Source organism: Vibrio sp. ED002 (genome assembly GCF_023277445.1).
In the GTDB taxonomy this organism is placed as follows: domain Bacteria; phylum Pseudomonadota; class Gammaproteobacteria; order Enterobacterales; family Vibrionaceae; genus Vibrio; species Vibrio jasicida.
This window is the reverse complement of record NZ_CP080239.1, coordinates 1,935,190-1,959,007: the sequence shown is the minus strand read 5'-3', so window position 1 is coordinate 1,959,007 and position 23,818 is coordinate 1,935,190. Positions and strand designations below refer to the sequence as shown.

Below are 23,818 nucleotides of genomic sequence, written 5' to 3'. Positions count from 1 at the left end.
GCCTGCTTGTATGTCTTTTTCATGACCAAAATAGGGCGTAAGATGAAGATTAGGTTTCAGAGAAGTATTTCTGTCCTTTATCGGTCTTGATAAGGAAGAGAGAAGGAGAAAAAGTTATGGTGACCTGCAGCCAATACGATTTTATTGAAATCGCCTGTATGTTTAATCTGACCGTGGAAATCACCCTCAAAAACGGTGAGAAACATCAAGGCAGCGCATTTGATACAGGCTACGATATTGAACGACAAGAGTGCTTATTTTTGGATATCGATGGTGAGCACATTTCGTTCCCAACCGAACAATTGATTGCGATGAGAGCACTCAAAGACAATCCGCATTTCAGTGAAGTGACCTTCGGTTAATTGCTCGAAAACCGATAGAAAAGTCAGACATAAAAAAGCGCCCTTAACTGGCTGAGTTAAGGGCGCTTTTGTTTAGCTTTAGAGGTTTACCTTGAGCGGATAAATATCAGCATCGGCATCATGATAACGAACATCACCCCGACCAATTGGAAGGTGTGCACAAAGGCCACCATTTGCGATTGCTGATGGAGCATGTTCTGATATTGCTCCAGTGCCGCAGGATCAGTAATCGATAATCCCTGCTTCGCAGCCCAGTCATGCAGCACTGGGTTATAAGGGTTAAAGCCTTCTCCCAAAGCGTGCCATTGCTGTTGGCTGTCGCGGTATTGGTATGTAGTCGCAATCGAGATACCAAACGAACTACCAATGGTGCGGAACAGGTTAAAAATACTCGCCCCTGCCACCGACTGCTCTTTTGGCAATGTCATGTACGCCAGTGTCGATAAGGTCGAGAAGGTCAAACCTAAGCCCATACCTTGAATCATACTTGGCATCACGATCCAGAAAGTATCGATTTCCATGGAGTACAAGGTCATGAGGTAACTACCAATACCGATACAGGTTAGGCCAAAGACAATCTTCAACCTTGGGTCGAATTGCGGGTTAATCACAATCACCAATATCAGCATACAGGCAGATGCCAAACCCCGTGGGGCCATTAACATGCCTGTGGTGGACACTGGGTAGTTCAATAAGCTTTCGAGCAGCATCGGTTGTTGAGTGGTCAGGCCGAACATGGCCATCGACACCACCGCCATCATTAAGGACGAGACCATGAGGTTTTTGTCCTTGAGGAGCCACAGAGGCGCGATGGGGCTCTTGGTCTTCCAACTGCGGTAGATCCACATGATCAAACCCATGATCGCCAGCAGCACTGCGGTTTGGATCATGCGAGAGTTGAACCAATCTTCGTCGTTACCTTTGTCGAGCACGAACTGCAACGCACCGACCCCGAGCGCCATATAACCAATGATCCACCAGTCGAAGTTCGGTTTGGATTTGTTGCTGATGTGGATGTAGCGATAAATCAGCGCAGTACACACCAAGCCAAATGGCAAGTTGACGTAGAAGATCCAACGCCAGTTGATGTTGTCAGTAATCACACCGCCCACTACTGGGCCTAAAATCGGACCAAGCAAGATACCGATGGAGAAGATCGCCATCGCCTTGCCTTTTTGCTCGGAAGGGTAAATCTGAACCAATGTCGATTGCGCCAGTGGAATAACCGAAGCACCAAACGCACCTTGAATAATACGGAACACCACCATCTCTTCGAGTGAACCCGCTTGCCCACAGAAAGCACTGGCAATCACAAAGCCGATTACCGCCACCAGCATGACTTTGCGCTCACCAAATCGCGACACCCAGAAACTGGTCATCGGAATAAAGATCGCCTCAGCCATGCTGTAGCCAGTTAGCACCCAAGTGATTTGGTCTGCCGTTGCGCCCAACGCGCCCATCATGTGTGAAAGCGACACGTTAGCAACGGTCATGTCTATCAGCACCATGATGGCCGAAAGCATCACGGCGACGGTGGCTATTCCCCGTTTGTCGGCCGTAATCTCGTTACTCATTGTGCGTTACTTTTCAGATCAACAGTCACTTCAGAACTTGCACCCACACGTAATTGTGGTGCACCTTCAGGTACTTCAAGTGTCAAACGCACAGGGAAACGTTGTTTGATTTTCACCCAGTTACCGGTTGCGTTTTCTGGTGGCATCAAAGAGAAAGAGGTACCACTTGCTGGCGACAACTCTTCCACTTTCGCATCCCAAACCACATCTGGGTACATGTCGATCACGACTTCAGCATGCATGCCTGCTTTGATGTGCGTTAGGTCAGTTTCTTTAAAGTTTGCGCGTACCCAGTAGCTGTCTTTTACAATCACAGGGAACAGAGTTTGGCCAATACCGACAACAGAACCAGTATGTGTGTTGATTTCACCCGCGATACCATCGACAGGAGAAGTGATGTCGGTGTAGCTAAGGTTCAACTCAGCCTGTGCAAGTTGTGCTGCCGCTTGTTGAACAACCGCAGCTTCTGCGCCTTCTTCACCGCGGTTTGCGATTGCTTTTTCAACCGTTGCACGTGCTTGTTCTAAGCTTGCTTGAGCGTTCGCGAGTTTGTTCTTCGCAGTATCCAAATCTTGGTCAGACGCTAATTTGCGCTTCACTAGCGAGTTAGTACGTTTGTACTCCAACTGCGCTTCGGTCAGGTTCGAGCGTGCTGCATCTAAACCAGCGACCGCTTCTGTGACCTGTTTATCGGCCACATCATGCTGTTGAACCGCCAATTGGTAAGCCGCTTTCGCTTGTTTGACCGCGAGCAGATAAGGACGAGAATCAATCTTTAATAGCAGATCGCCTTTGTTCACCACTTGGAAGTCTTTGGCTTCTACTGAGATGACTTGGCCTTGAACCTGAGGAGCGACAGACAGGATTTTTGCTCTTACGTATGCATCTTCGGTACTTGGGTGACCATCAGAATATTGCCAAGACCAGTACATCGCACCGAAGCCGATAGCACAAACGAGAAGGAAAAGGATTTTGGTCAGTTTGGATTTCGAAGAGGATTTCTTCGCGATATCGTCGCTCATTTATATTGTCCAAGTGTTCAATTATGTGATCAGTGTAGGATTTTTCCGCTTTCGAACAACAAGATGATCTGAAAGGTTAAGATCCGATTTTGAGCGTTGATAATTTGTTCAAATGATGCGCAAAGATATTCACACTCTTTGGTACCCAAGTAACCTCGAGATGCTTGGGTATAAATGTGCATAAAGTATAGAAGACGCTAATCATTCCGCGACTTAGACAATCACATTGGCGAATATTCCAGACAGAAAAAAGCCCCGTTAGTCTTAACTCCAACAGGGCTTTATGGTTATTTATCTTTAATTATCAATGTGCTGTAGCAAGCTGCGCGGTTACTCTTCGGCGTTGGAGCCAGATAACAACACCAAACAGCAACATTGCCGGAATCCACATCCACTCTTTGCGATAACGCTCAACAGGCACACGCACATCGACAATTTGTTGGTCGAACTGCAATCCTGCCGCCTCTGCTGGACTAGCAAAGCTGACGATATCAATCAGGGTTTGTTCACCTTGCTGATAAGTAGCGATACCCAATGCGTCCAGTTTATCTTGTCCGGTTTCCCCTTCAGGAACCGACAACAGCACCGAGAACTCTCGTATCTTACCTACTGCATCTTCACCGCTGATACGCATTCTGAGCACACCGCCCTCTTCTAGCGGCTCAAGCGTTTGTGCCAACTGGGCAGGATTGCTCGATTGATAAGGGTCCACCACCATGTCTATCCAGAATCCCGGACGGAACAGAGTAAAGGCCACTAGCAATAACAGAACGCCTTCGTACCAACGGTTACGAGTCAGGAACCAACCTTGCGTCGCCGCTGCGAATATCAACATCGCAATGGTAGAGATAACAAAGATGGCGATACCGTGCGCCCAATCGACATCAATCAACAACAAATCCGTATTGAAGATAAACAAGAATGGCAAAGCAGCGGTTCTTAGACTGTAGTAAAACGCGGTTAAGCCCGTCTTGATTGGATCGCCTTTCGACACCGCTGCTGCAGCAAACGAAGCCAGACCCACTGGCGGCGTTACATCCGCCATGATGCCGAAGTAAAACACAAACAAGTGCACCGCAACTAACGGTACGATCAAACCGTGTTGTTGACCCAGCGTGACGATAACAGGTGCTAGCAAGCTCGATACCACGATGTAGTTAGCCGTAGTTGGCAAGCCCATGCCTAGAATCAAGCTCAATACTGCGGTGAGCATTAGCATGAGTAGCAAGTTGCCCATCGACAACATCTCAACCAAATCTGCCAATACTAAGCCAACACCCGTTTGCGATACCGCACCAACAATTACGCCTGCGGTGGCGGTCGCGATACCAATGCCGATCATATTACGCGCACCAGCAATCAAGCCTTCACGCAAATCAATACAACCGTCTTTAAAGTTGCCATAATCGTGTTTGCCGTCTTTACGCATCCAAGTCAGCAGAGGACGTTGAGTCAGAACGATCACCACCAGAATCACGCTGCCCCAAAAAGCAGACAACCCCGGAGACAAACGCTCGACCATCAAACACCACACCAAGACCACCACAGGCAGTAGGTAGTGCAAGCCAGATAGCAAGACCGCGCGCGTATTTGGTAACTGTTCTAGCGGAGCATCTGGGTCCTCTTCTGGTAACGGCTCATTGCTTGCCGCCACTTTTAGCAGCGCCAAGTACACCACCGCAAGAATCAATGCCATTCCCGGTAGGACAAAGTCACCCAATACTGGCTTCAGCCATCCTAAGCCATAGTAGACCGCCATCGACAATCCAGAAATCAACGCCGCACCAAATGCAAAACCCGTGAGTCTTGCTAGCCAAGGTTTTGAACGTGCAGCATCAATTGGCTGCATGCCCAATTTGAGCGCTTCTAAATGAACAATATAAAGCAGTGCGATGTAAGAAATAGCAGCAGGTAAGAAGGCGTGCTTAATGATTTCAACGTAAGGAATGCCGACATATTCCACCATCAAAAACGCCGCAGCGCCCATAACAGGTGGCATGATTTGCCCATTCACCGATGACGCCACTTCCACTGCACCGGCTTTCTCTGGAGAGAAACCAACTTTACGCATCATAGGAATAGTGAACGTGCCCGTGGTCACAACGTTGGCGATAGACGAGCCAGAAATCAAACCCGTTAAGCCCGAGGCAACGACGGCCGCTTTTGCAGGGCCACCACGCAAGTGCCCCAACATGCTAAATGCCAATTGAATGAAGTAGTGCCCTGCTCCAGCGCGTTCCAACAACGCACCAAACAGAACAAACAAGAATACAAAGCTGGTCGACACGCCAAGTGCAATACCAAACACACCTTCCGTAGTGATCCACTGGTGGTTAGCTAACGCATCCAACTGCACGCCGCGGTGGGACAATAAACCGGGCATGTATGGGCCCGCCAAGCTGTAGCCGATAAACACCAACGCAATCACAGGCAATGCTGGGCCCAATACTCGACGCGCCGCTTCTAAAAGCAGAGGCAAACCAATCAACGCGGTAACAAAGTCTTCAGTGGTTAAGCTGCCCGGACGTTGTGCTAATGCTTCGTACATAACAAACAAGTACAGCGAAGACGCACAAGCAATCAAACCCAACATGATGTCGAAGGCAGGAACACGGTCGCGCGGGGAGCGCTTAAAAGCGGGGAAGACAAGGAAGGCAAGCAACAAGGCAAAGCCAAGGTGAATGGCGCGCGTTTCGGTGTCGTTCATTACACCGAAGCCAACAATAAAGGACAGCGGAGACGCTATCCAAAGTTGAAACAGAGACCAAAGTAACGCCAAACCCGCAATCAGTTTTTCCATGATTCCGGTTGGCAGGCGAGCACCCACATCTTGGGCAATCAGTTCTTCTGCCGACAGCTCACTCGGATGCGTATCAGCATGGGACGTGGAGATCGTCTTATCCATAATTTTCTCACAAACAACAGAGAAGCAAGCGCTGCGAACCCATCACAGCGCTTGCTAAAAATTGAAGGTTCTAAGAATTACAACCAGCCGCGCTCTTTGTAGTAGCGCACCGCACCTTCATGCAATGGTGCAGACAGACCCACTTCAATCATTTCTGATTCTTTCAGGTCTTTAAATGCTGGGTGCAGACGCTTGAAGCGGTCTAGGTTGTCGAACACAGATTTCGTCAGTTGGTACACCAACTCAGGATCCGTCTCTGCTGTGGTTGAGAGCACCGCTTTGCCGCCAATAGATTGCGTATCGTTCGGGTTGCCACGGTACATTCCGCCTGGAATGGTTGCTTTGGTGAAGTAAGCACGCTCGGCAAGTAGCTTGTCGATTTCAGGACCAGTCACTGGTACTAGCACCGCATCCGTTGTGGTTGAGGCTTCTTGAATCGCGCCGTTTGGGTGGCCGACGAAGTAACTCATTGCATCGATGTTGTTGTCACTCATTGCGGAAGCTTGTTCTGCAGGTTTTAGATCCGATACCAAGCTGAACACATCTTGTGACCAGCCTTTTGCTTGCATCACTTGCTCAAACGTGTCGCGTTGACCAGAACCAGGGTTACCAATGTTGACGCGCTTGCCTTTCAAATCGTCGAAATTAGTGATGCCCGCGTCTTTACGCGCAAGAATTGTGAACACTTCACTTTGTAGTGAGAAAACGGCACGAATGTCCGTCATTGGTTGGTTATTTTGGAAAGGAGCCACACCTTCTAGGGCTTTGTATTGGTGATCTGACTGCATGATGCCGAAATTGTATTCGCCACTGCGCAAACCATTGACGTTTGCCACGCCACCACCGCTGGCTGGTGCATTACATTTAATGCTGTGGTCTGCCGCACCACGGTTTACAAAACGACAAATCGATTGGCCTGCCACGTAATAAACACCCGTTTGACCACCCGTGCCGATAGTAATAAATTTCTCTGCCGCACTTATTTTCTCACTGTATGAGAACAATGATACTGCCGAAGCAAATACTGCAATGAGTGTGGTTCCTTTCATTTTAAGTTCTTCCTGTCTATCGATTGAAAAATAAAGACATTTTTCTCAGCTAACGACAGCAAAACTGAAAAATACTCGCGTAAAAATTCCACGCTTTACGAGTAATTTTCCTTAGTCAGCCAATCCTTAGCTTCATTTTGTAATATTTATTTTGACGTTCGATTAATAATTAACCGAATGCTTGTCATCGAATTTATCAGAACAATTTCAAAACCTAGCTATTGTAATTTTTCGCTTTTCTCAGCAATCGAGAATTAACAGAAAATTCATTTTTTAATCGATGCGTTTACAAATAGAAAAATCCTAGAAATAGGAAGAGAAAGGAGAGATTAGTAGAAGAAGAAAATGAAATAAAAAAGAGGGGCAATCCCCGCAACTGCCCCTAAAAGTCATGCCAATAATATTGTTGTTCTTTTGCTACTGCTTTTTCTTAGAACTTGTAACCGCCGCTGATCATGAATACCCAAGGGTTGATTTCAACGTCAGTTTTTTGTTTCGCGCCACCTGCTTTGTAGGTCGCTTCTGTTTCAATGTTTGCGTACCACGCTGATGCGTTTAGGAACCATTTATCGTTGATCATGTAGTCCACACCAACGTTTGCAGCTAGACCGAATGAATCATCCAATTTCAGATCAGAAAGGCCAGCGCCTTTACCCGTACCGTTAAAGCCTTCATCAAAGAAGATGGTGTAGTTTAGACCCGCACCCACGTATGGGCGGAATTTGCTTTGTGAGTCACCAAAGTAGTACTGAACCATAACCGTTGGTGGTAGGTGTTTGGTCTCGCCGATGTCACCAAGGCCAAGTAGATCTGTTGAAATATCATGGCTAAACGGTGTTGCAGCAAGCACTTCTAAGCTGATGTTGTCGGTAAACATGTAACCGAACGTCAAGCCCAGCTGCGTGTTGGAATCAACTTTAAGCTCTTCTTGAGAACCTAGGATTTTGTCACTGCTATCATTGGGTACAACCGATGCCGCACCAACACGTAGAATGAAGTCACCTTCACTGTGAGCGAAAACACTTGGAGACACTAACGCAGCAACCACTGCTAAACTGCAGATTGTTTTTTTCATTGTTATTTCCTTTTGTAGGGCTTTGTTTCTTTTTGTACTCAGCTGCACTCTTCCCTTTCAGGCAGTTCCTTAATGAATCCAAAACCTTGAAGCACGCGAGTATCACTATTTTCTTGAGCTGCGCGCAATCTAGCATATAGAAACCCTACTATTTTGATGGAAATCAATTTGTGAAAAATATAGCTTTTACGTATACAAAAACGCCAAATTGATCAACAAATTATGCAAATAGGACACAATCCTGTAATGCAAACTGTGCGTGTGAGAAGCGTGCGTCGCAGTTCTCATTCCGCCTCTTCTGAGAGCCTCTGTGCTCAACAAAACTTTTTTCTCGATATGCTCGGGTTATTTTCAAAAAACACCCACTTCAAATCGCCAATTTGACCGCTTAAATTGGCGATTTTCGGCCTTTGTAAGCCACTGAAATACAACAAGTTATATTTCTGGAAAATCAGCCACTTAGGGTGTTAGTCTGCTTCCAACCGAACAAGGAAAAGATAAAAAGCCATGATTAAGAACGATCTCACTTTCGAACAAGAAGACTTTTCTCATCACGATTTGCAAAACACCACCTTTGAAAACTGTCGTTTTTATCAGTGCAATTTCGACCACGCCGATCTGAGTGATGCAAAGTTTATTGATTGCCGTTTTATCCAACCGAGCGACATAGAAGGCTGCAGTTTCCGTTATGCCAAACTGAAAGATGCCAGCTTTAGCAACTGCATGTTGGCCATGTCTCAGTTCAATGGCGCGGATTGCGTCGGCATCGAACTGCGCAAATGCGATTTGAAGGGCGCAAACTTTCAAAGTGCCAACTTCGCTAATCGCGTCAGCAATACTGTGTTCTTTTGTATCGCCTACATCACGGGCTGCAACTTGGCTTACACCAACTTTGAGCGCGCACTGCTAGAGAAATGCGACCTGTTTGAAAACCGATGGAACGGTGCCAATTTGATGGGCGCGAGCTTTAAAGGTTCTGACTTATCGAGAGGAGAATTCAGTCGAGAACAATGGGGCAGCTTTAATATAGAAGAGAGCGATCTTACCCACGTCGACTTAGAAGGCTTGGACATTCGCCGCGTCTCTTTATACGGTGTTAAGATCTGTGACTGGCAGCAAGAACAACTGCTCGCACCATTTGGATTGATCGTTATTTAGGAAGAGGCATTATGAATCTGTTTAAAGACCTACCCAGTGATCTGAGTAAAGAAGTGTTCGAAGATTTACTCACACATAAACAACTGCGCATCGAGCGTATTGTCTCAAAGGGACAAACCACGCCAGAGGGCAAATGGTACGATCAAGAAGAACATGAGTGGGTGTTGGTGCTGCAAGGCGCAGGTGAACTGACTTATGAAGATGGATCGGTAAAACGTTTAGAAACCGGTGACCATATCAACATTCCGGCGCATACAAAACATCGCGTCAGTTGGACAGATCCAGAACAAGAGACAATTTGGTTGGCAGTTTTTTATCAATAACCATCTATCATTTTAGAAATAAAAAAGGGGAAGGTATGCTCACCATTCCCCAAAAAGATACAAGTTGAATCGCTCTAGACTTGTATCAAAGCAGCCCCGATAAGAGCCTTCCTAGCTATTTTTTTCTTTTGACGTTGTTGTTTCCTTTTCATGCTTGTAACCCATGGTGCGGATGTGCTCTCCGTGAATGGTGTTCTTCATCAACTCCCAAAGCGCCGCAAGAAAGCGCTTGTGCATCGCATGGTGGCGAATGTATTTCACGTGAATAAATAAATAGATCATTACGAACACAAGCACGGCGATGGTCACACCATAAGCTTCATAAACACTGAGTAAGTTCATTACTATTACCCTTCTTTAACCAAACAATTCATCCACTTGCGACTACGAAAGCGGTACAAACACGCTACCCACTTAAATAAGGTTTCTAAGAAGAACATCGCAAATACCACTGGGGCGGTAAAACCAAACACCATCGCTCCCAATGCAGCCAAGGGAATGCCAAATAACCATTGCGTCGATAAGTCTTGATAGAGACAAAACTTAACGTCTCCACCCGCACGTAGAACTCCCACGACCATTAACGTAGGCAAAGAACGCAGCAAAATACCAACACACAAAATCATGTAAAACTGCTCTGCCATTCGTCTTGTTTCTGCAGATAACGCCGTAAACAGATCTAACACCGAGGATTGCAGGAACCACAAAGAAATCGACACAACCAGAGTCACACCAATGGCAATAACAGTAAATCCTTTCGCTTGGGCATAGGCTAGTTCAGGCTTATTCGCTCCAAGTTGATTCCCAACGATGACGGCAGAAGCATTCGCAATACCCGTCAAAAAACTGAGAGAAAAAGCCTCTATCGGTGTAATCACAGAAAGCACCACCAAGCCTGCCTCTCCGGTTTGCCCCATAATGGCGGTATAAGCAAACAAACCACCTGACCACGCTAAGAAATTAAGTGTTGTCGGGGTTGATAGAGCGAAAAACGATCGAACATAGCGCCACTGAACGGCATCTTTGAGTGCTTGAGTGCCAAATCTTAGAGGATGCGCCTTAACCTTTAAGAACACATAAATCACAGCCACTTCCAGCATGGAGCTCAGGACCGTTGCTATCGCAGCACCTTTTAAGCCAAGCTGAGGAAACCCTAGGTGACCAAAAATCAGCACCCAGTTAAACAACACATTTAACGCAATGCCGAGACCACTAAACCAGGTACTTAACGCAGCTTGGTGCATGGCTCGTAAACCAGCAGCAACACTACCGACAAAGGCGACAGCGAGTAGGCTCCAACTCGATACCTGCAAGTACTGATGGCCCAACGCGATGATTTCCGGCGATTTAGTCGACAGCCCTATGATGTCATCACCATAAAAGTGAAAAGCAAACAATGGGATGAACGACGCCAATGTCGCCATTATCCAAGTCAATGCAGTACTTCGTATCACTCCCTTCTGGTCTTTGGCTCCAAAATATTGCGCGGTCAGCATCGCTCCACCAGCGGTGACACCAGCTAAAAATATTGTTGCCACAAATAGTGCGCGGCTCGCCACACCAATTGCTGCGATATTTTGTTCAGTAAGCTGCCCGATCATGACGAGATCAATCAACCCTTTGCTTGAGAACAAAATGGTTTGCAGTGTGACTGGGATTGCTACGGTCACAATAACTTTGAATAGATCAGCGCTAAATATTGGTGGCTGCACTTTGGCGTAAGATGTGGAGTTAAAGGACATCTCTCTCGCAAATTTAATAACAGAATTTGCACCAATTATGGATGGATAATTACTATCTTAAAAACCACTTATGTGGGGATATTACGTTCATAATGTAAGGAAATTCATTTGCACTCTCTCGATCAACTTTACGCTTTTGTCTCCGTTTATGAACACCATTCATATAGCGCCGCTGGACGTCACCTAGGAAAAGACCGAACGACGGTTCGTGAACTGGTAAAAGCTTATGAAGATGACTTAGGGTTCGAGTTATTCATTATTGAAGGGCGTAAAGCCCTTGCGACTCCAAGAGCTGAGCACCTATACCCACAAACCCGTCTAGTGCTTCGTCAAAATCAAAAGCTGCAAGAATTTAGTCAAGCCATGTTTGATGAGCCGAAAATGGAAATGAAGTTGGGGTACGACATGGACTTTCCAATTGAGCTTATCGCAGAGCTGGAACGGCGAAGCCTAGAGCAATTCCCTCAAATGCGTATACATTGGCTAGAGACAAATAGAGAACAAGCAATAAAAGCGGTTTCAGAGCATAAATTAGATTTCGCGATACTTCCTGCAAAAGGAAGCATTGAACCCGAGTATCCATGCGCTTATAAACATCTTGGTTATGTTGCCTATGGTCTGTTCGTCAATCCAAATAGCGACCTAGCATACAAAACTGATTTTGGCCTCGAAGATGCACAGCTTGAGGTGCAGTACCTTATGCATAACCATGTCAACGGAGAGGGGATGATTCAAGCTTTCTCGACACATACTCGAGTCGTAAGCAGCCACGCTTTATTAGTCAGATTACTAGAAAATGGTGGATGGACTCTTCTTCCACTGTCCGTTGGTCAACGCTATGCCCACAAAAAAAAGTTAAAAAAGATTAATACTTCACTTCTCGCGAATAACATAAAGGTGCCGTTTAGCCTATTTCACCCTATCGGAATGGAGCATCAAATCACGACAAAAGCGCTCGTAACATGGTGTTCAGAATTGGCAACATCTTATTTTCGCTAAAGAAAAACGGGGAAAGAAACCCTAACTTTCCCCATGTGCGCATAAAGGGTCTAGGTGAAGCGCAAAAGAAATTGAAGCCATGACTCCGAGTCAGTCTCCCAACCGTTGCTCAGAAATGAACCTAACCATCACTTCAATATTCGAGAAGATAATATGTTCAATAAATGATTATTGAATGGAGAGTGTGTTTTGCTTGCGGTTGTATTCGAATCGATGGCTTTGCTCAATGCTGTCTTTGACTTCCAATCCTTCCATCGTCGTTGTGCCTTTCTCCAGTCGAACTTGATCACTGTTCAAGTCCACTATCAGCTCATCATATTGGCTTTTTTCACCATTATCGTCGTACTGCAAACGCACCTTGTACGTGCCTTTGCTTGCATCATATTCAGCTTGATAACCTTGGTTGAATGCCTCAATCGCGATGCCTTCTGGATACACCACCATGTCAACACGCGTTGGTGCTTCGGTGAATTTATAGGTTGAGATACCAAAACGGGTTTCAATGATCTCCGCTTCATAAAAGAAGTGTTCAATCTCGTTCGATGAGCTGACCATCACCATTTCAGGTGTTAACCGCATCAAGTGAAACTCAAAAATCAGAGAGGTTTTGTTGTCACCAACATTCGGGACTAATGCTTCTAACTCCGCGAGGGTACTCACATTAAAGTCACGCAAAATGTTTAATGAGAGTCGATCGAGCGTGTAAGTCACTTTGCGAGACAAGTTCTCGGCCTCAAAGCCCAGTAAGTCATCGCTGATGGTGTCGGTAATCGAACGATGCAGCAGATCGATACCGTCCACCTCATAGTTCGCTCTGTGATCTTTAAACTTAGGCACAGAGTCTGTCGTTATTCCTTCGCCACCACAGCCACTCAGTGCAAACATCACCGCAATACTCGCTATTGCTTTATGCATCTATACACGCTCCTTTTCCAAGACGGCGGCAGTGTAACGATTGCGGCAACGAGTTGATGTAAGCGTATGTAAGACAGGCTTATTATTACAACTAAGTAAAAGTCATTTGAATTTTTATGGGATTATCATTTTATTCGACATCAATATACTAGCCCTATTCCAAATTAACCGATGACGAACGATAACAATGAGCTGGTTTTTCTTACTTTTAGGCGTGGGCGCAGAAGCCCTTTCACACGTTGCACTTAAAGCCACTGATGGCTTTAGCAAACCGCTGCCTGCAACCCTTGTACTAGTTGGCCACTTAGCTGCCTTTGTCTGTTTGGCGCAGGCGATGAAAGGCGGCATGCCAGTTGGCATTGTTCACGCCCTTTGGGCAGGTTTGGCGATTGTATCGGTGACTTTGATCTCGCAATTGGTTTACCGCCAGCACATGGATACTAGCCTTTGGATTGGCATGGCACTTATCGCAGCGGGCGTGATGGTGATAAACTTCTCTCACGGACACGCACACTAAACCATAAGGCAGCGGATTGTCAGATAGCCAAAAGCCCTCTCTCGCACTGTTTGATTTTGATGGCACCATCACCAATGAGGATATGTTTAGCGCCTTCCTCCACTATTCTGTTTTTGGCCTGCGCAAGTGGGTCGGAAACGTTGTGATTCTGCCGTTTTATGCGCTCTACAAGGCAGGCGCCCTTCCTGCTAAGCGAATGCGCCCTATCGCCAGTTTCATCGCCTTTGCAGGAAGGGGAACGCAAGAAGTTGAAGCGCTAGGAACCCAATTTGCAAAAGAGGTGATTGAGAAACACATTCGCCCAGAAGCGCAAGCGAAACTGGAATGGCACCAAGCGCGAGGCGACACCATTGTCGTGGTCTCAGCATCACTTAACGCCTACTTAAAACCATGGAGCCAAACACACGGCTACCAATTACTATGTAGTGAATTACTCAGCGAAAGCGAACACATTAGTGGTCGTTACCAAAGTGGTGATTGCAGTTTGGAAAGAAAGGTCGAGCGTGTGCAACGTGCTTTCGACTTGAACCAATACGAAAAAATTTATGCTTACGGCGATACCCACGAAGACATTCCGATGCTCAAATTGGCCGATCATGCGATGATGAACTGGCAACCTTGGCAAGGCGAAAACGGCCTGAATTAAAACAAGAAACCCTTCTCAACTGAGAAGGGTTTTGCGTATTTGGAAAGAATGAAGCTTAACGCCAAACACCCCACTCACCTGTAGTTCCAGGCTCCTCACCACGCGTCCACCACTGCGCTGTCCATTCACGGCCGTTGTGTGTCACGACGTCACCTTGGTTGTACACCGCATCTTTACTCCAAAGGTTGGTCGGCTCAACCGGCGGTGTAGTATCACCTTTAATTAATGACAACGCGTAGCTAAAGTTAGCGTTCGGAGCCAACACTTGGTTTGCGTAGATGTTGTTGGTATCGAACATATAGTGGTTCATTGCTTCGTGCCAAATACCCACGTACCAATCGCCCGTTTGCTGCGAGTTAAATTGGTCAGCTAACTCCGCAGCCCACGTAGTGGTGTTGTTTGCACTGATTGGTAGTGACAGATCGACGATCTCGCTGCCCGTTGCATTAAACGTGCGGAATCGTACCGTGTCGCCTGACTCTACCGGACCAAACCCTTGTGGGACAAAGTAACCCAGAGCAGTCAGGTTGTTTGCCGGATCGGTTGGGTCTACTGGATCGGTTGGAGGCGTTGTACCATTGCCGTTCAAGGTAATGTCACTACAGTTGTAGAAGCCCTCACCTGCCACATCAATACGTTGCCAACGAGTATAGAGAATCGCATCACCTGAACGATCGGCTGGGAAGGTTACCTGCATACGGTAGCGTTTTTCTGCATCCACATACACATCGCCAGCAGTATCAATCAGCTCTAAATCATCCCAAGTCAGTGGTTGCGCATCATCATATGTTGGCTTAGAAAGATAGAACTCCCAGTAAGACGGGTTATGCGGTGCTTTGCCGAAGAACACCAATTCGATTTGATTGTTTGCATCTGGCGTCACGTTAGTACGTTGCCAATTTGGAGATGGGATATTCAAACCTTTCTTAGCAGCATCACCCGCTGAACAAAGTTCACCGTCACGAACAATCGCTTTCACATGCGCCATATCGCGGTAGTTCGGCACGTTTGCAGCAATCTCGCTACGCTGTACGAAGGGATATGCGCCCGACTCGTCATAAGCGGCCTGACAAGCTTGGTTTGGGATTTCATTGGTCCAAAAGCCGCCATCTAAATAACAAGTGTTTTGGCGAGCGCTCGGAAACTCGACCCAGCCGTGGGCACTGACATTAAAAGAGCTTAAAGCTGCAAGTGCGCCCAAGCTTGCAAGAGGAAGGGTTACGTATGATTTCATCATTCATCCTTAAATTTTCAGATCCACTGCACGCGAACCGGGCAGCGACGTAGAAAAACTAGCAGGATGAGATTATTTAGAAGGTGAGAATAAATACTGGAATTGTCAGATTGCAGACTGCTTTCCAGCATTTTATGTGGACTTTACTCATACTCGACTGACTCTTTCGAGTCACTTCAAATTGATGTGCCACAAAACAATGTTCTCTATACGAGCTATCGCTCATCTTTTGGCGTGTCCATCACCACCATGGTTGTAATGGCTTTTACGTGTTCGCATTCCCCAAGAACATCGGCATGAAACGCTTTGTACGCCGCTAGGTCTTGAGTTTCGACTCTTAATAGATACTCGTTAGAACCCGTAATGTTGTGGCACTCGACAACTTGGTCGACAAATCGAACGTGCTCTTCAAAGCCTAGTTGCGCGTGTTTAGAATGCGATGCCAAGCCTATTGACACATACGCGACAAAACCGACGCCCATTTGTTGATTATCCAGCACCGCTCTATAGCCTTTAATCACGCCCTTTCGCTCCAAATCTTGCACTCGGCGCAAGGTCGCGGATGGCGATAATCCAACTCGTTCAGACAGGTCCACATTGGAGATTCTTCCGTCTGATTTCAGCGCTTGCAATATTCTTTCGTCAAATCTATCCATGATGCTCTTTTGTTGTTTAGCGAGTGAGTATTCGTCAAATAAAAGCACAAAATTGATGGCGCTTCTACCTATCATTGTTCTCGACCGGTCAGAAAACGTAATCCCTTGCCTGCTGATTCGCAGGCAAAACAGAAATGCAGGAACACATTATGGAATACCATCAACTTGGTGCGTTGGCACTGTTTGCGTTTGTCTCGACCTTCACTCCAGGACCGAACAACATCATGCTTATGACGTCTGGCGCTAACGTCGGCTTTAAGCGCACTATCCCACACATGTTAGGCATCACACTGGGTTTCGCCGCGATGCTGATTTTGGTTGGCATTGGTCTTATGGGCTTGTTTCATGCGTATCCGATCACGCATAGCGTCCTCAAGGTAATGAGCCTGACTTACTTGTTGTACCTCACGTACAAAATAGCAACCAGCAGCAAGACTGAAGTCAAAGATGATTACCGACCAATGAGCTTTTTGGGTGCAGTGGCGTTTCAATGGGTGAATCCCAAAGGCTGGTCCATGGCACTCACTGCCATCACCGTATACAGCAGCGGCGGATCTTGGCTAGAACTGGCTTTTATTGCCGGCATCTTCTGCTTAGCAAACCTGCCTTCTGTGACTTTTTGGACGGCGGCAGGCATGCAACTTCAACGTTGGTTGACCACGTCTAAACGCGTAAAAGGCTTCAACTATGGCATGGCAGCGCTTTTGCTTTTGTCGACTATCCCAATGATATAAATAACAAAACAATGAAAGATAAGTGTGACTTATACCAAGTTTTAGCTAGTCCTTTGTTCGGTAAGTACAAATAATCGCCACTTCCACGAATGGATTGGGTCATAGTAGCAACAGCAGTGACTAAAACATGAAAACTTAATAAGCACTCGCCTGAGCTGAGTTAGCGATTGGGCGCACTTCGTCACTGCTTTGTCACGCCGCTGTATTTTGCCGCGACAATCGATTCACTCTGACCGACAAGCACGATGCTGACAGGTCTGTCACACAAGGAGCGTTACACAATGCGTACTCGCAAGCTCATTCTTGCTACCGCTTTTGGCTTACTCGTTTCGGGTTGTAGCCAAACCTCGACCACCACGACCGCAGAGGTCATTCCGCCAGAATATCCGGTGGAATATTTCTTCCGTAATTCAGAAGTATCGAGCTACCAAATCTCCCCTGCTGGCGATTACATTTCGATGATGAAACCGTGGCAAGATCGTAAAAACGTCTTTGTTCATCCCGTGGGCAAAGCCGATCAAGTCAAGCGCATCACATCCATAGTCGATCGCGACATCGCTTACTACTACTGGGTTGGCGATGACACCGTCATCTACTCTCGCGACACGGGTGGTGATGAAAACTTCTACCTCGTTACGGTAAACGTAAAAACGGGCGAAGAGAAAACCATCACACCAACGTCCGATGTCGTGGCTTATGTTATCGACACCTTAGAAAGTCAGCCTGACGACATTCTTATCACGACTAACGAACGTAACCCGCAAGTGTTTGATGTTTATCGTCATAACTTGAAAACCGGTGAAAACACGCTGGTTGCTCAAAACCCAGGCAACGTGCGTTACTGGGGTACGGACCACGATGGTAACATTCGCGTGATTTCGACGTCAGACGGCGTAAACACCGCAGTCCTCTATCGTGACACCGTGGATGAAGAGTTCCGTCCATTGAAGAACCTCACCTTCAAAGAAGACTTCTCTCCAATCTCATTTACACCAGATAACAAGAACCTGTACGTTGCTTCACGTATCACTCGCGATAAATCAGCGATCATCGAATATGATGTGAAGGCTAACAAAGAAGTGCGCGAGATCTTCTCTCACCCAGAAGTGGACGTCACCAGTGCAAGTTACTCAAACGCACTCAACAAGCTCACAACGATCTCTTATGTGACGGACAAGCGTCAGTACCATTACCTTGATAAAGGTTATGAAGAGACTTTTGAGCGTCTGCAAGAAAAGCTTCCGGGCGTTGAAATCTCGGTGAACAACACGACTCGCGACGAGAGAAAAATGATTGTCGTGACCTACAGCGACACCGACCGTCCAAATTACTACTACTACGATCGCGATTCAGACCAACTTGAAAAGTTAGCTGCAAACGCACCTTGGCATAAGCCAGAAGACATGGCGAAGATGAAGCCAATCACTTATACCGCTCGTGATGGTGAAACCATCCATGGCTACTTAACGTTACCAAAAGGTCGTGAAGCGAAAGACTTGCCACTGCTTGTTCTTCCGCACGGCGGTCCTTGGGCTCGCGATCACTGGGGCTTCCAACCAGAAGTTCAGTTGTTTGCCAACCGTGGTATCGCAGTACTGCAAATGAACTTCCGTGGCTCAACGGGTTATGGCCGTGAATTTTGGGAGAAGTCGTTCAAGCAATGGGGTCAGTCGATGCAAGACGACATTACGGACGGCGTAAAATGGGCGATTGACCAAGGTTACGCACAAGATGGCGAAGTGTGTATCTATGGCGCATCTTACGGTGGTTACGCGACATTGGCTGGTGTGACGTTTACACCAGACCTGTACAAATGTGGCATCGACTACGTTGGCGTGTCTAACCTATTCACCTTCATGGATTCTATCCCACCATACTGGGCACCTTTCCTAGCTATGCTGCATGAGCAAGTGGGCAATCCGGAAGATCCAGAAGACGCGAAGATGATGAAAGCCTACTCACCGGTGTTCCACGTAGACCAAATCAAAGCACCACTGTTGGTTCTGCAAGGCGCGAAAGACCCACGAGTGGTGAAGAGTGAATCTGACCAAATCGTTAATGCTCTGCGCGACCGCGGCGTTGAAGTGGAGTACATCGTTAAGGAGAACGAAGGTCACGGCTTCCGTTCACTAGAAAACCGTCTCGATGGTTACCAAGCGATGGATCGATTCCTGAAGACGCATTTGTTAGAACAAACGCAGTAAACAAGCTCCATTCTTCTCTCAAGGGCACTTCGGTGCCCTTTTTTATTGTCCAGTGACTATCTTATAAAGCGAGACGACGAAGTGTTCATTTGAGCGAGGCGTACCGAAATTAAATCGCCGATTCTCAGATCAGAGTGTAAATTTAGATAAAGACACTATCTGCCTTATTGAGATGCTGTTAATCTTAGATGAGAAAGAGAATAGTTATCAAACGTAGTGAAATGTGAATTAAAATGAAAAAGAAACCACAACCAAAAAGCCTCGTTGTCATCAACACACAAGCCGTAACACCGAACATGCAGCGCATTACCCTTCAAGGTGACGCGCTAGGCAACTTCCCACAAGATTGCGAAGGCAGCTATATCAAGCTGTTGTTCAACGAAACCGGCGGCACCGATATTCAAGGCTTCTCAGAAGACAGCCGCCCAGTCATGCGTACTTACACCATTCGTCGCTTCGACCCGCAAGCATGCACGATTGAAGTCGACTTCGTACGTCACATCACCAAGGACCTACAATGTGGCTTTGCGGCGCGTTGGGCGATGTCTGCAAAAGAAGGCGCTACCATCAACATCGCAGGCCCGGGCAGCATCTCAAACCTAAATACAGAAGCTGATTGGTTCTTTATGGCGGCGGACATGACTGCACTGCCAGCACTGTCTGCAAAGATTCGCACTCTGCCAGAAGACGCAACAGGCTATGCCGTGATCAGTGTGATCTCGGAAGCGGATATCCAAGCTCTCGAAGCACCAGCAGGTATGGAAATCCATTGGATCACCGAGCAATCACTCGAAGATAAAGTTCGCTCGCTGGAATGGAAAACAGGTGAAGCAGCAGTGTGGTGTGCTTGTGAGTTCGACTCAATGCGCGCGCTACGCCAATACTTCCGTAACGAAAAAGAAGTGGAGCGTGAAAACCTTTACCTCAGCAGTTACTGGAAACAAGGCGTATCAGAAGACGGCCACAAGGTCATCAAGCGCGAAGATGCAGAATTAAACGAACAGTAAATGTAACTTTATATTACTTTTACTATAGATAACGCTGAGTTTGTTGGTCAAAAGCTCAGCGTTTATTTCTTATACCCTATAAATATCAATAAATTACAACCAAACTCATTTCTTCTCTCTAAAAAACCACTTCAATCACTATAACAAATCCATATAGAGTCTATCTTTTAACCTCGTTAAGCTGTCGATAATCTACCCACCATAACGACGAGGCAAGCATGAACACCGATAAAGTAAAAGCCTTTGTAAATGCCGCTGAGCTTGGTTCCTTTTCCGCCGCAGCGCGAAAGCAGGGTAAAGCGCAGTCTTGGATTAGCAATGCCATCAGTGATTTAGAGATCGATTTATCGGTCGAGTTATTCTCACGTGACGGCTATAAACCAAAGCTCACCGCAGAAGGCGATAATTTGCTCGGTTACGCCAAAAGCGTGCTCGCAGCAGAGAGAAAATTTTTGCGCCATGCGGAACACTTGGCTCAAGGTGTTGAGGATAAAGTCGTGGTCGCCATTGATGACTGGTTACTGGATGACAAGATGCGACAAATCATCATTGGGTTTCAGCAACAGTTTCCTCAAGTGGAATTAGTGCTCCATAAACGCCCAACCCAAGATGTGGTTGCCATGCTCGAAGAGGATGAAGTAGACCTAGCATTGATTGTTGGAAGGCATTTTTTCGATAGTACGATCCAGTATCAAACTATTGACCACGTGAAGACCTGTTTAATTTGCGCGCCGGGTAACCCTCTGAAAAATAAAGTTGTCGTACCAAGTGATTTGGTAGGCACCACTCAAATAACGCGAAGTAGTGTATTCAATTTGGACAATCGCTTCCTCGACCTCGAAGAAGTCAACAAGATCAGAATTGACGATATTGAAACAAGCATAGAGCTTGTAAGCCAAGATATAGGTTGGGCTATCATCCCACTGGCGTTAGCGAACCGAAACTCACACAAAGTAGCTATTGTTCAAACGAGCCTTGGGGAAAAAGGGCATTTGTTTCGAGTGGACATGATTACATCAGAAATTCGAGCCAACGGTATTGCCACCGATTGGCTGAAAAAGACATTAATCACTGAATACGCATAAAGGCAGTTTAGAAAAAGAGGAGGTAATATACGAATATAGTTCTATCGTAAATCTGAAGTTTACTTTTTTATTCTGTTTATATCTAAACGTCAGTTGGCTTAAATAATATTAGGAAAGGCATTAACCGTAATGTCAGGAATCACTCTTCTCTTTAAATTAAAAAATAATAAAGAGGATAATGGAATAGTAATTGAGTGTTCTTATTTTTCATCAAAACGAATTTATAATGACTAGGTAAAAATATGAAAAAAACTCTTTTGCTTGCGAGTATATTGCCATTCTTGGTTGCGTGTAATTCCTCAGACACAAGCGGTGATAATGACATTGATACTGGAATAAAGCCGATTCAACCAATCGAACCCGCTCCTCCAGTTCACTCTATAGAACCGGGTGAGCCTGTTCATCCGATTGAACCGAGCGAACCTGTTCACCCGATTGAGCCAGAAAGACCAGAAGAGCCAGTCCACCCTATTGAACCTGGAATATCAATGTATCAAACTGTCGCCAATCATTTTAATAAAACTTATGATGAGATTTATGATTTCTGTGAATCGGATTACTCTTTAGATAATAAACCTAATGATAAATACAATATTTATTGTAAATGGAATAACCTTCATAAAAAGTTTACTGTCACTTTTGACTCTGAGTCATATAAATCAGAAAGTAAAATACCATATTCAGCTAAAATAGAGTTCGATATAACGGACCACTTCCAGTCTATTGGTTATTTTGGGTATAGAATGAATGTGAGTTTTCCTAACAACGACAGTTACCTTAATGTCTCTGAATTTGTTATTCGTCAATACTACTCTTCATCCGGCGTAGAAGAAGTAGTAGCGGAGCAATTATTTGATCCTTTGATTTTTCAAAGTAGTGCTCTGCTATCCATTGAGAATGATTTAAGCAATGACGAGCAAAATACTATGATTCCAAAGCAACGTTTCCAAGGCTTGCCTGAAAACTATTTCCAAATAGAAACAACTTTAGAAACAAATCCGAATGGTTCAGTGACTCAGATACATAAATTCCACCAATCGCAGCCGTTCCACAAGCTAGTTACTATTTTCGGAATGTAGCATCCTGCAAGTCCCCGCCTTTGCGAATCAATAACCCCTGATAAGCAAAGTGCTGGGGACACCTTTCCTAGTTCATATTTTCAGCCAAGAAATCAATCAGTAAGCGCACTTTTGGCGACAGATTTCGGTTTTGTGGGTACAGCGCCCAAATACCTTCACGATCGTCGCGGTAATCGGTTAACACTTCCACCAGCTCGCCATTATCTAACGCCTCTTGCACGTAGTAGTCCGGCAGTTGCACCAAACCTAGACCACGTTTTGCCGCATCGACCAAAGCAAAGCCACTGTTGCATTTGATTCGGCCAGAAACACGTAAAGACTTTTCACGTTTTTGCTCTTTAAAGTGCCAGTAATCAGCAGTACCGACCAAACATTGGTGGTGACTCAGCTCAGACAAGGTATGCGGTTCACCCGAGCGATCTAGATATGCTGGACTGGCACACACGTAAAGCTGTCGAGATGACAAACGCTTGGCAATCAAACTGGAGTCTTGCAAACGTCCGAGACGAATCGCCACATCGACACCTTGCTCAATCAAATCTAACTTTTGGTTGGTCAGATTCAAATCCAGATTCACCTGCGGATATTTCTCAATAAACTGGTGTAGCAACGGCGCTAAGTTCATCTCACCATACGTCACAGGAGCGGTTACTTTGAGCAAACCTTTCGGTTCTGCTTGCATTTGCGTTACCGCCAATTCTGCCAACTCCAAGCCTTCAACAAGGTGTTTACATTGCTGATAATAGAGCTGCCCCGCTTCGGTCAGTGAGACTTTTCGCGTAGTGCGGTGCAGCAATTTAACGGCTAGACGTTCTTCAAGCGCAGAGACACGACGGCTGATTTGCGCCACCGATGTTTTCAACTTGTTGGCTGCGCCAGTGAAGCTGTTGGTTTCTGCGACAGCAACGAACTCGCTCACGCCTTCCCAATTCGCCATGGTTGTGGTTCCTATGGAATTCTATTTATTGCTTATTCTCACACAAAGTTAAATGCAGAGAAAACCTGTTTAAAAAGGATAGCCGACTAAATGCACCGCTTGTTGTGGCCAAATGATATTTAGGGACAGCACCATGGTGTCTTCTGTGCTCATCCATTCGCGAGGTTTTACTTCCATCTTTAGATTGTCGGTAGGTTGGTATCCGCTCGACTGGTAAACCTGTGTTCGCCCAAACAACACAGAAAAAGCATCACCTCTCTCTAGTGCATCTTGATGAATCACTTTGAGCAACATTTTCACTAACCCTTTGCCGCGATACTCCGGTTGGACGCAAACTTCGGCAATGCCGCTGATCGGAAAAGATTGATCGTCAATCATCACCTGCTTTTCATGTACTGCAATATGAGCCGCAAGTTGAGTGTTATCCCAAATAAGGTAACGATGGCGAGGCATCTCTTGAAAATAGCGCTGAGTTCGGAAGATTTTATCTTGTTCTTTGGTGAAACAAGTAGCGAGTAACGTTCTTAGCTTGGCATCGAGTGCGGGGGTGACGTCATCATCTAATAAGTATTCGAACCGCATGATTTACCTCATC

The 23,818-nt window shown here is 46.1% G+C and carries 23 protein-coding genes; 11 read left to right on the top strand and 12 right to left on the bottom strand.

Annotation, left to right across the window (positions count from 1 at the left end; genetic code table 11):
* Positions 1-116 precede the first annotated feature (116 nt).
* Entirely contained in the window at positions 117-362 is a 246-nt protein-coding gene (locus ITG12_RS25400; protein ID WP_038880258.1) for a Rho-binding antiterminator, read from the top strand.
* 86 nt (positions 363-448) lie between these two features.
* On the opposite strand, the gene ITG12_RS25395 is transcribed toward ITG12_RS25400, so the two are convergent.
* The 5 genes from ITG12_RS25395 to ompW form a co-directional block, all read right to left on the bottom strand.
* Positions 449-1,936 (bottom strand): MDR family MFS transporter, encoded by a 1,488-nt coding sequence (locus tag ITG12_RS25395; protein ID WP_038869705.1) that lies wholly within the window; start codon positions 1,934-1,936, stop codon positions 449-451.
* Positions 1,933-2,958: an HlyD family secretion protein gene (locus ITG12_RS25390; protein WP_038869708.1), complete on the bottom strand. Its 1,026-nt coding sequence runs from the start codon at positions 2,956-2,958 to the stop codon at positions 1,933-1,935. Before ITG12_RS25390 ends, ITG12_RS25395 begins: the two co-directional genes overlap by 4 nt.
* 304 nt (positions 2,959-3,262) lie before the next feature.
* Entirely contained in the window at positions 3,263-5,863 is a 2,601-nt protein-coding gene (locus ITG12_RS25385; RefSeq protein ID WP_248874426.1) for a TRAP transporter permease, read from the bottom strand.
* Positions 5,864-5,940: 77 nt separating this feature from the next.
* On the bottom strand, positions 5,941-6,912 hold the full coding sequence (locus ITG12_RS25380) for a TAXI family TRAP transporter solute-binding subunit (protein WP_020195112.1): 972 nt from the start codon (positions 6,910-6,912) through the stop codon (positions 5,941-5,943).
* 430 nt (positions 6,913-7,342) lie between these two features.
* Complete coding sequence (ompW, locus tag ITG12_RS25375) at positions 7,343-7,987, bottom strand: outer membrane protein OmpW (protein WP_005434835.1); 645 nt, start codon at positions 7,985-7,987, stop codon at positions 7,343-7,345.
* A gap of 507 nt (positions 7,988-8,494) precedes the next feature.
* On the opposite strand from ompW, the gene ITG12_RS25370 reads away from it, so the two are divergent.
* Positions 8,495-9,145, top strand: a complete 651-nt coding sequence (locus ITG12_RS25370; RefSeq protein WP_038869711.1) for a Qnr family pentapeptide repeat protein — start codon at positions 8,495-8,497, stop codon at positions 9,143-9,145.
* A gap of 11 nt (positions 9,146-9,156) precedes the next feature.
* Positions 9,157-9,468 (top strand): cupin domain-containing protein, encoded by a 312-nt coding sequence (locus ITG12_RS25365; RefSeq protein WP_186176706.1) that lies wholly within the window; start codon positions 9,157-9,159, stop codon positions 9,466-9,468.
* A gap of 111 nt (positions 9,469-9,579) precedes the next feature.
* Here ITG12_RS25365 and ITG12_RS25360 read toward each other — a convergent pair whose 3' ends face one another.
* A complete protein-coding gene (locus tag ITG12_RS25360) occupies positions 9,580-9,810 on the bottom strand; it encodes a hypothetical protein (protein WP_038869716.1) in 231 nt (76 codons plus the stop codon).
* 5 nt (positions 9,811-9,815) lie between these two features.
* A complete protein-coding gene (locus ITG12_RS25355; protein WP_248874424.1) occupies positions 9,816-11,210 on the bottom strand; it encodes an MATE family efflux transporter in 1,395 nt (464 codons plus the stop codon).
* A 108-nt stretch (positions 11,211-11,318) separates the two neighbouring features.
* Here ITG12_RS25355 and ITG12_RS25350 point away from each other — a divergent pair, with 108 nt between their 5' ends.
* Positions 11,319-12,209: a LysR family transcriptional regulator gene (locus tag ITG12_RS25350; protein WP_038869717.1), complete on the top strand. Its 891-nt coding sequence runs from the start codon at positions 11,319-11,321 to the stop codon at positions 12,207-12,209.
* Between the two features lie 168 nt (positions 12,210-12,377).
* On the opposite strand, the gene ITG12_RS25345 is transcribed toward ITG12_RS25350, so the two are convergent.
* Entirely contained in the window at positions 12,378-13,124 is a 747-nt protein-coding gene (locus ITG12_RS25345) for a hypothetical protein (protein ID WP_038880240.1), read from the bottom strand.
* A gap of 187 nt (positions 13,125-13,311) precedes the next feature.
* Between ITG12_RS25345 and ITG12_RS25340 the strand changes: the two genes are divergently transcribed.
* Both ITG12_RS25340 and ITG12_RS25335 read left to right on the top strand, forming a co-directional pair.
* Positions 13,312-13,641 carry a multidrug efflux SMR transporter gene (locus ITG12_RS25340; protein WP_005434828.1) on the top strand — a complete coding sequence of 110 codons (330 nt, stop codon included), beginning with the start codon at positions 13,312-13,314 and terminating at the stop codon, positions 13,639-13,641.
* 16 nt (positions 13,642-13,657) lie between these two features.
* Entirely contained in the window at positions 13,658-14,287 is a 630-nt protein-coding gene (locus ITG12_RS25335) for an HAD family hydrolase (protein ID WP_038880237.1), read from the top strand.
* A gap of 55 nt (positions 14,288-14,342) precedes the next feature.
* On the opposite strand, the gene ITG12_RS25330 is transcribed toward ITG12_RS25335, so the two are convergent.
* Positions 14,343-15,521, bottom strand: a complete 1,179-nt coding sequence (locus ITG12_RS25330) for a lytic polysaccharide monooxygenase (RefSeq protein ID WP_038869723.1) — start codon at positions 15,519-15,521, stop codon at positions 14,343-14,345.
* A 215-nt stretch (positions 15,522-15,736) separates the two neighbouring features.
* Positions 15,737-16,177, bottom strand: coding sequence for an Lrp/AsnC family transcriptional regulator (locus ITG12_RS25325; protein WP_050568861.1), 441 nt, complete (start codon positions 16,175-16,177; stop codon positions 15,737-15,739).
* A gap of 149 nt (positions 16,178-16,326) precedes the next feature.
* On the opposite strand from ITG12_RS25325, the gene ITG12_RS25320 reads away from it, so the two are divergent.
* From ITG12_RS25320 to ITG12_RS25300, 5 genes are all read left to right on the top strand, one after another.
* Positions 16,327-16,911, top strand: coding sequence for a LysE family translocator (locus ITG12_RS25320; protein ID WP_038880231.1), 585 nt, complete (start codon positions 16,327-16,329; stop codon positions 16,909-16,911).
* Between the two features lie 281 nt (positions 16,912-17,192).
* The gene (locus ITG12_RS25315) at positions 17,193-19,115 is read left to right on the top strand and encodes a S9 family peptidase (protein ID WP_038880228.1); all 1,923 of its coding nucleotides are present in this window, start codon (positions 17,193-17,195) and stop codon (positions 19,113-19,115) included.
* 233 nt (positions 19,116-19,348) lie between these two features.
* The gene (locus tag ITG12_RS25310; RefSeq protein WP_038880225.1) at positions 19,349-20,122 is read left to right on the top strand and encodes a siderophore-interacting protein; all 774 of its coding nucleotides are present in this window, start codon (positions 19,349-19,351) and stop codon (positions 20,120-20,122) included.
* 218 nt (positions 20,123-20,340) lie between these two features.
* Complete coding sequence (locus ITG12_RS25305) at positions 20,341-21,207, top strand: LysR family transcriptional regulator (protein ID WP_050568857.1); 867 nt, start codon at positions 20,341-20,343, stop codon at positions 21,205-21,207.
* A gap of 242 nt (positions 21,208-21,449) precedes the next feature.
* Complete coding sequence (locus ITG12_RS25300; protein ID WP_038880222.1) at positions 21,450-22,286, top strand: hypothetical protein; 837 nt, start codon at positions 21,450-21,452, stop codon at positions 22,284-22,286.
* Positions 22,287-22,353: 67 nt separating this feature from the next.
* On the opposite strand, the gene ITG12_RS25295 is transcribed toward ITG12_RS25300, so the two are convergent.
* Entirely contained in the window at positions 22,354-23,223 is an 870-nt protein-coding gene (locus ITG12_RS25295; RefSeq protein ID WP_038869734.1) for a LysR family transcriptional regulator, read from the bottom strand.
* Positions 23,224-23,292: 69 nt separating this feature from the next.
* Complete coding sequence (locus ITG12_RS25290; RefSeq protein WP_104046535.1) at positions 23,293-23,805, bottom strand: GNAT family N-acetyltransferase; 513 nt, start codon at positions 23,803-23,805, stop codon at positions 23,293-23,295.
* Positions 23,806-23,818 lie beyond the last annotated feature (13 nt).

Bases quoted from the DNA above. Each gene is read 5' to 3' on its own strand.
- ITG12_RS25400 (WP_038880258.1), top strand. From the start codon at position 117: ATGGTGACCTGCAGCCAATACGATTTTATTGAAATCGCCTGTATGTTT.
- ITG12_RS25395 (WP_038869705.1), bottom strand. From the start codon at position 1,936: ATGAGTAACGAGATTACGGCCGACAAACGGGGAATAGCCACCGTCGCC.
- ITG12_RS25390 (WP_038869708.1), bottom strand. From the start codon at position 2,958: ATGAGCGACGATATCGCGAAGAAATCCTCTTCGAAATCCAAACTGACC.
- ITG12_RS25385 (WP_248874426.1), bottom strand. From the start codon at position 5,863: ATGGATAAGACGATCTCCACGTCCCATGCTGATACGCATCCGAGTGAG.
- ITG12_RS25380 (WP_020195112.1), bottom strand. From the start codon at position 6,912: ATGAAAGGAACCACACTCATTGCAGTATTTGCTTCGGCAGTATCATTG.
- ompW (WP_005434835.1), bottom strand. From the start codon at position 7,987: ATGAAAAAAACAATCTGCAGTTTAGCAGTGGTTGCTGCGTTAGTGTCT.
- ITG12_RS25370 (WP_038869711.1), top strand. From the start codon at position 8,495: ATGATTAAGAACGATCTCACTTTCGAACAAGAAGACTTTTCTCATCAC.
- ITG12_RS25365 (WP_186176706.1), top strand. From the start codon at position 9,157: ATGAATCTGTTTAAAGACCTACCCAGTGATCTGAGTAAAGAAGTGTTC.
- ITG12_RS25360 (WP_038869716.1), bottom strand. From the start codon at position 9,810: ATGAACTTACTCAGTGTTTATGAAGCTTATGGTGTGACCATCGCCGTG.
- ITG12_RS25355 (WP_248874424.1), bottom strand. From the start codon at position 11,210: ATGTCCTTTAACTCCACATCTTACGCCAAAGTGCAGCCACCAATATTT.
- ITG12_RS25345 (WP_038880240.1), bottom strand. From the start codon at position 13,124: ATGCATAAAGCAATAGCGAGTATTGCGGTGATGTTTGCACTGAGTGGC.
- ITG12_RS25340 (WP_005434828.1), top strand. From the start codon at position 13,312: ATGAGCTGGTTTTTCTTACTTTTAGGCGTGGGCGCAGAAGCCCTTTCA.
- ITG12_RS25330 (WP_038869723.1), bottom strand. From the start codon at position 15,521: ATGAAATCATACGTAACCCTTCCTCTTGCAAGCTTGGGCGCACTTGCA.
- ITG12_RS25325 (WP_050568861.1), bottom strand. From the start codon at position 16,177: ATGGATAGATTTGACGAAAGAATATTGCAAGCGCTGAAATCAGACGGA.
- ITG12_RS25320 (WP_038880231.1), top strand. From the start codon at position 16,327: ATGGAATACCATCAACTTGGTGCGTTGGCACTGTTTGCGTTTGTCTCG.
- ITG12_RS25315 (WP_038880228.1), top strand. From the start codon at position 17,193: ATGCGTACTCGCAAGCTCATTCTTGCTACCGCTTTTGGCTTACTCGTT.
- ITG12_RS25310 (WP_038880225.1), top strand. From the start codon at position 19,349: ATGAAAAAGAAACCACAACCAAAAAGCCTCGTTGTCATCAACACACAA.
- ITG12_RS25305 (WP_050568857.1), top strand. From the start codon at position 20,341: ATGAACACCGATAAAGTAAAAGCCTTTGTAAATGCCGCTGAGCTTGGT.
- ITG12_RS25300 (WP_038880222.1), top strand. From the start codon at position 21,450: ATGAAAAAAACTCTTTTGCTTGCGAGTATATTGCCATTCTTGGTTGCG.
- ITG12_RS25295 (WP_038869734.1), bottom strand. From the start codon at position 23,223: ATGGCGAATTGGGAAGGCGTGAGCGAGTTCGTTGCTGTCGCAGAAACC.
- ITG12_RS25290 (WP_104046535.1), bottom strand. From the start codon at position 23,805: ATGCGGTTCGAATACTTATTAGATGATGACGTCACCCCCGCACTCGAT.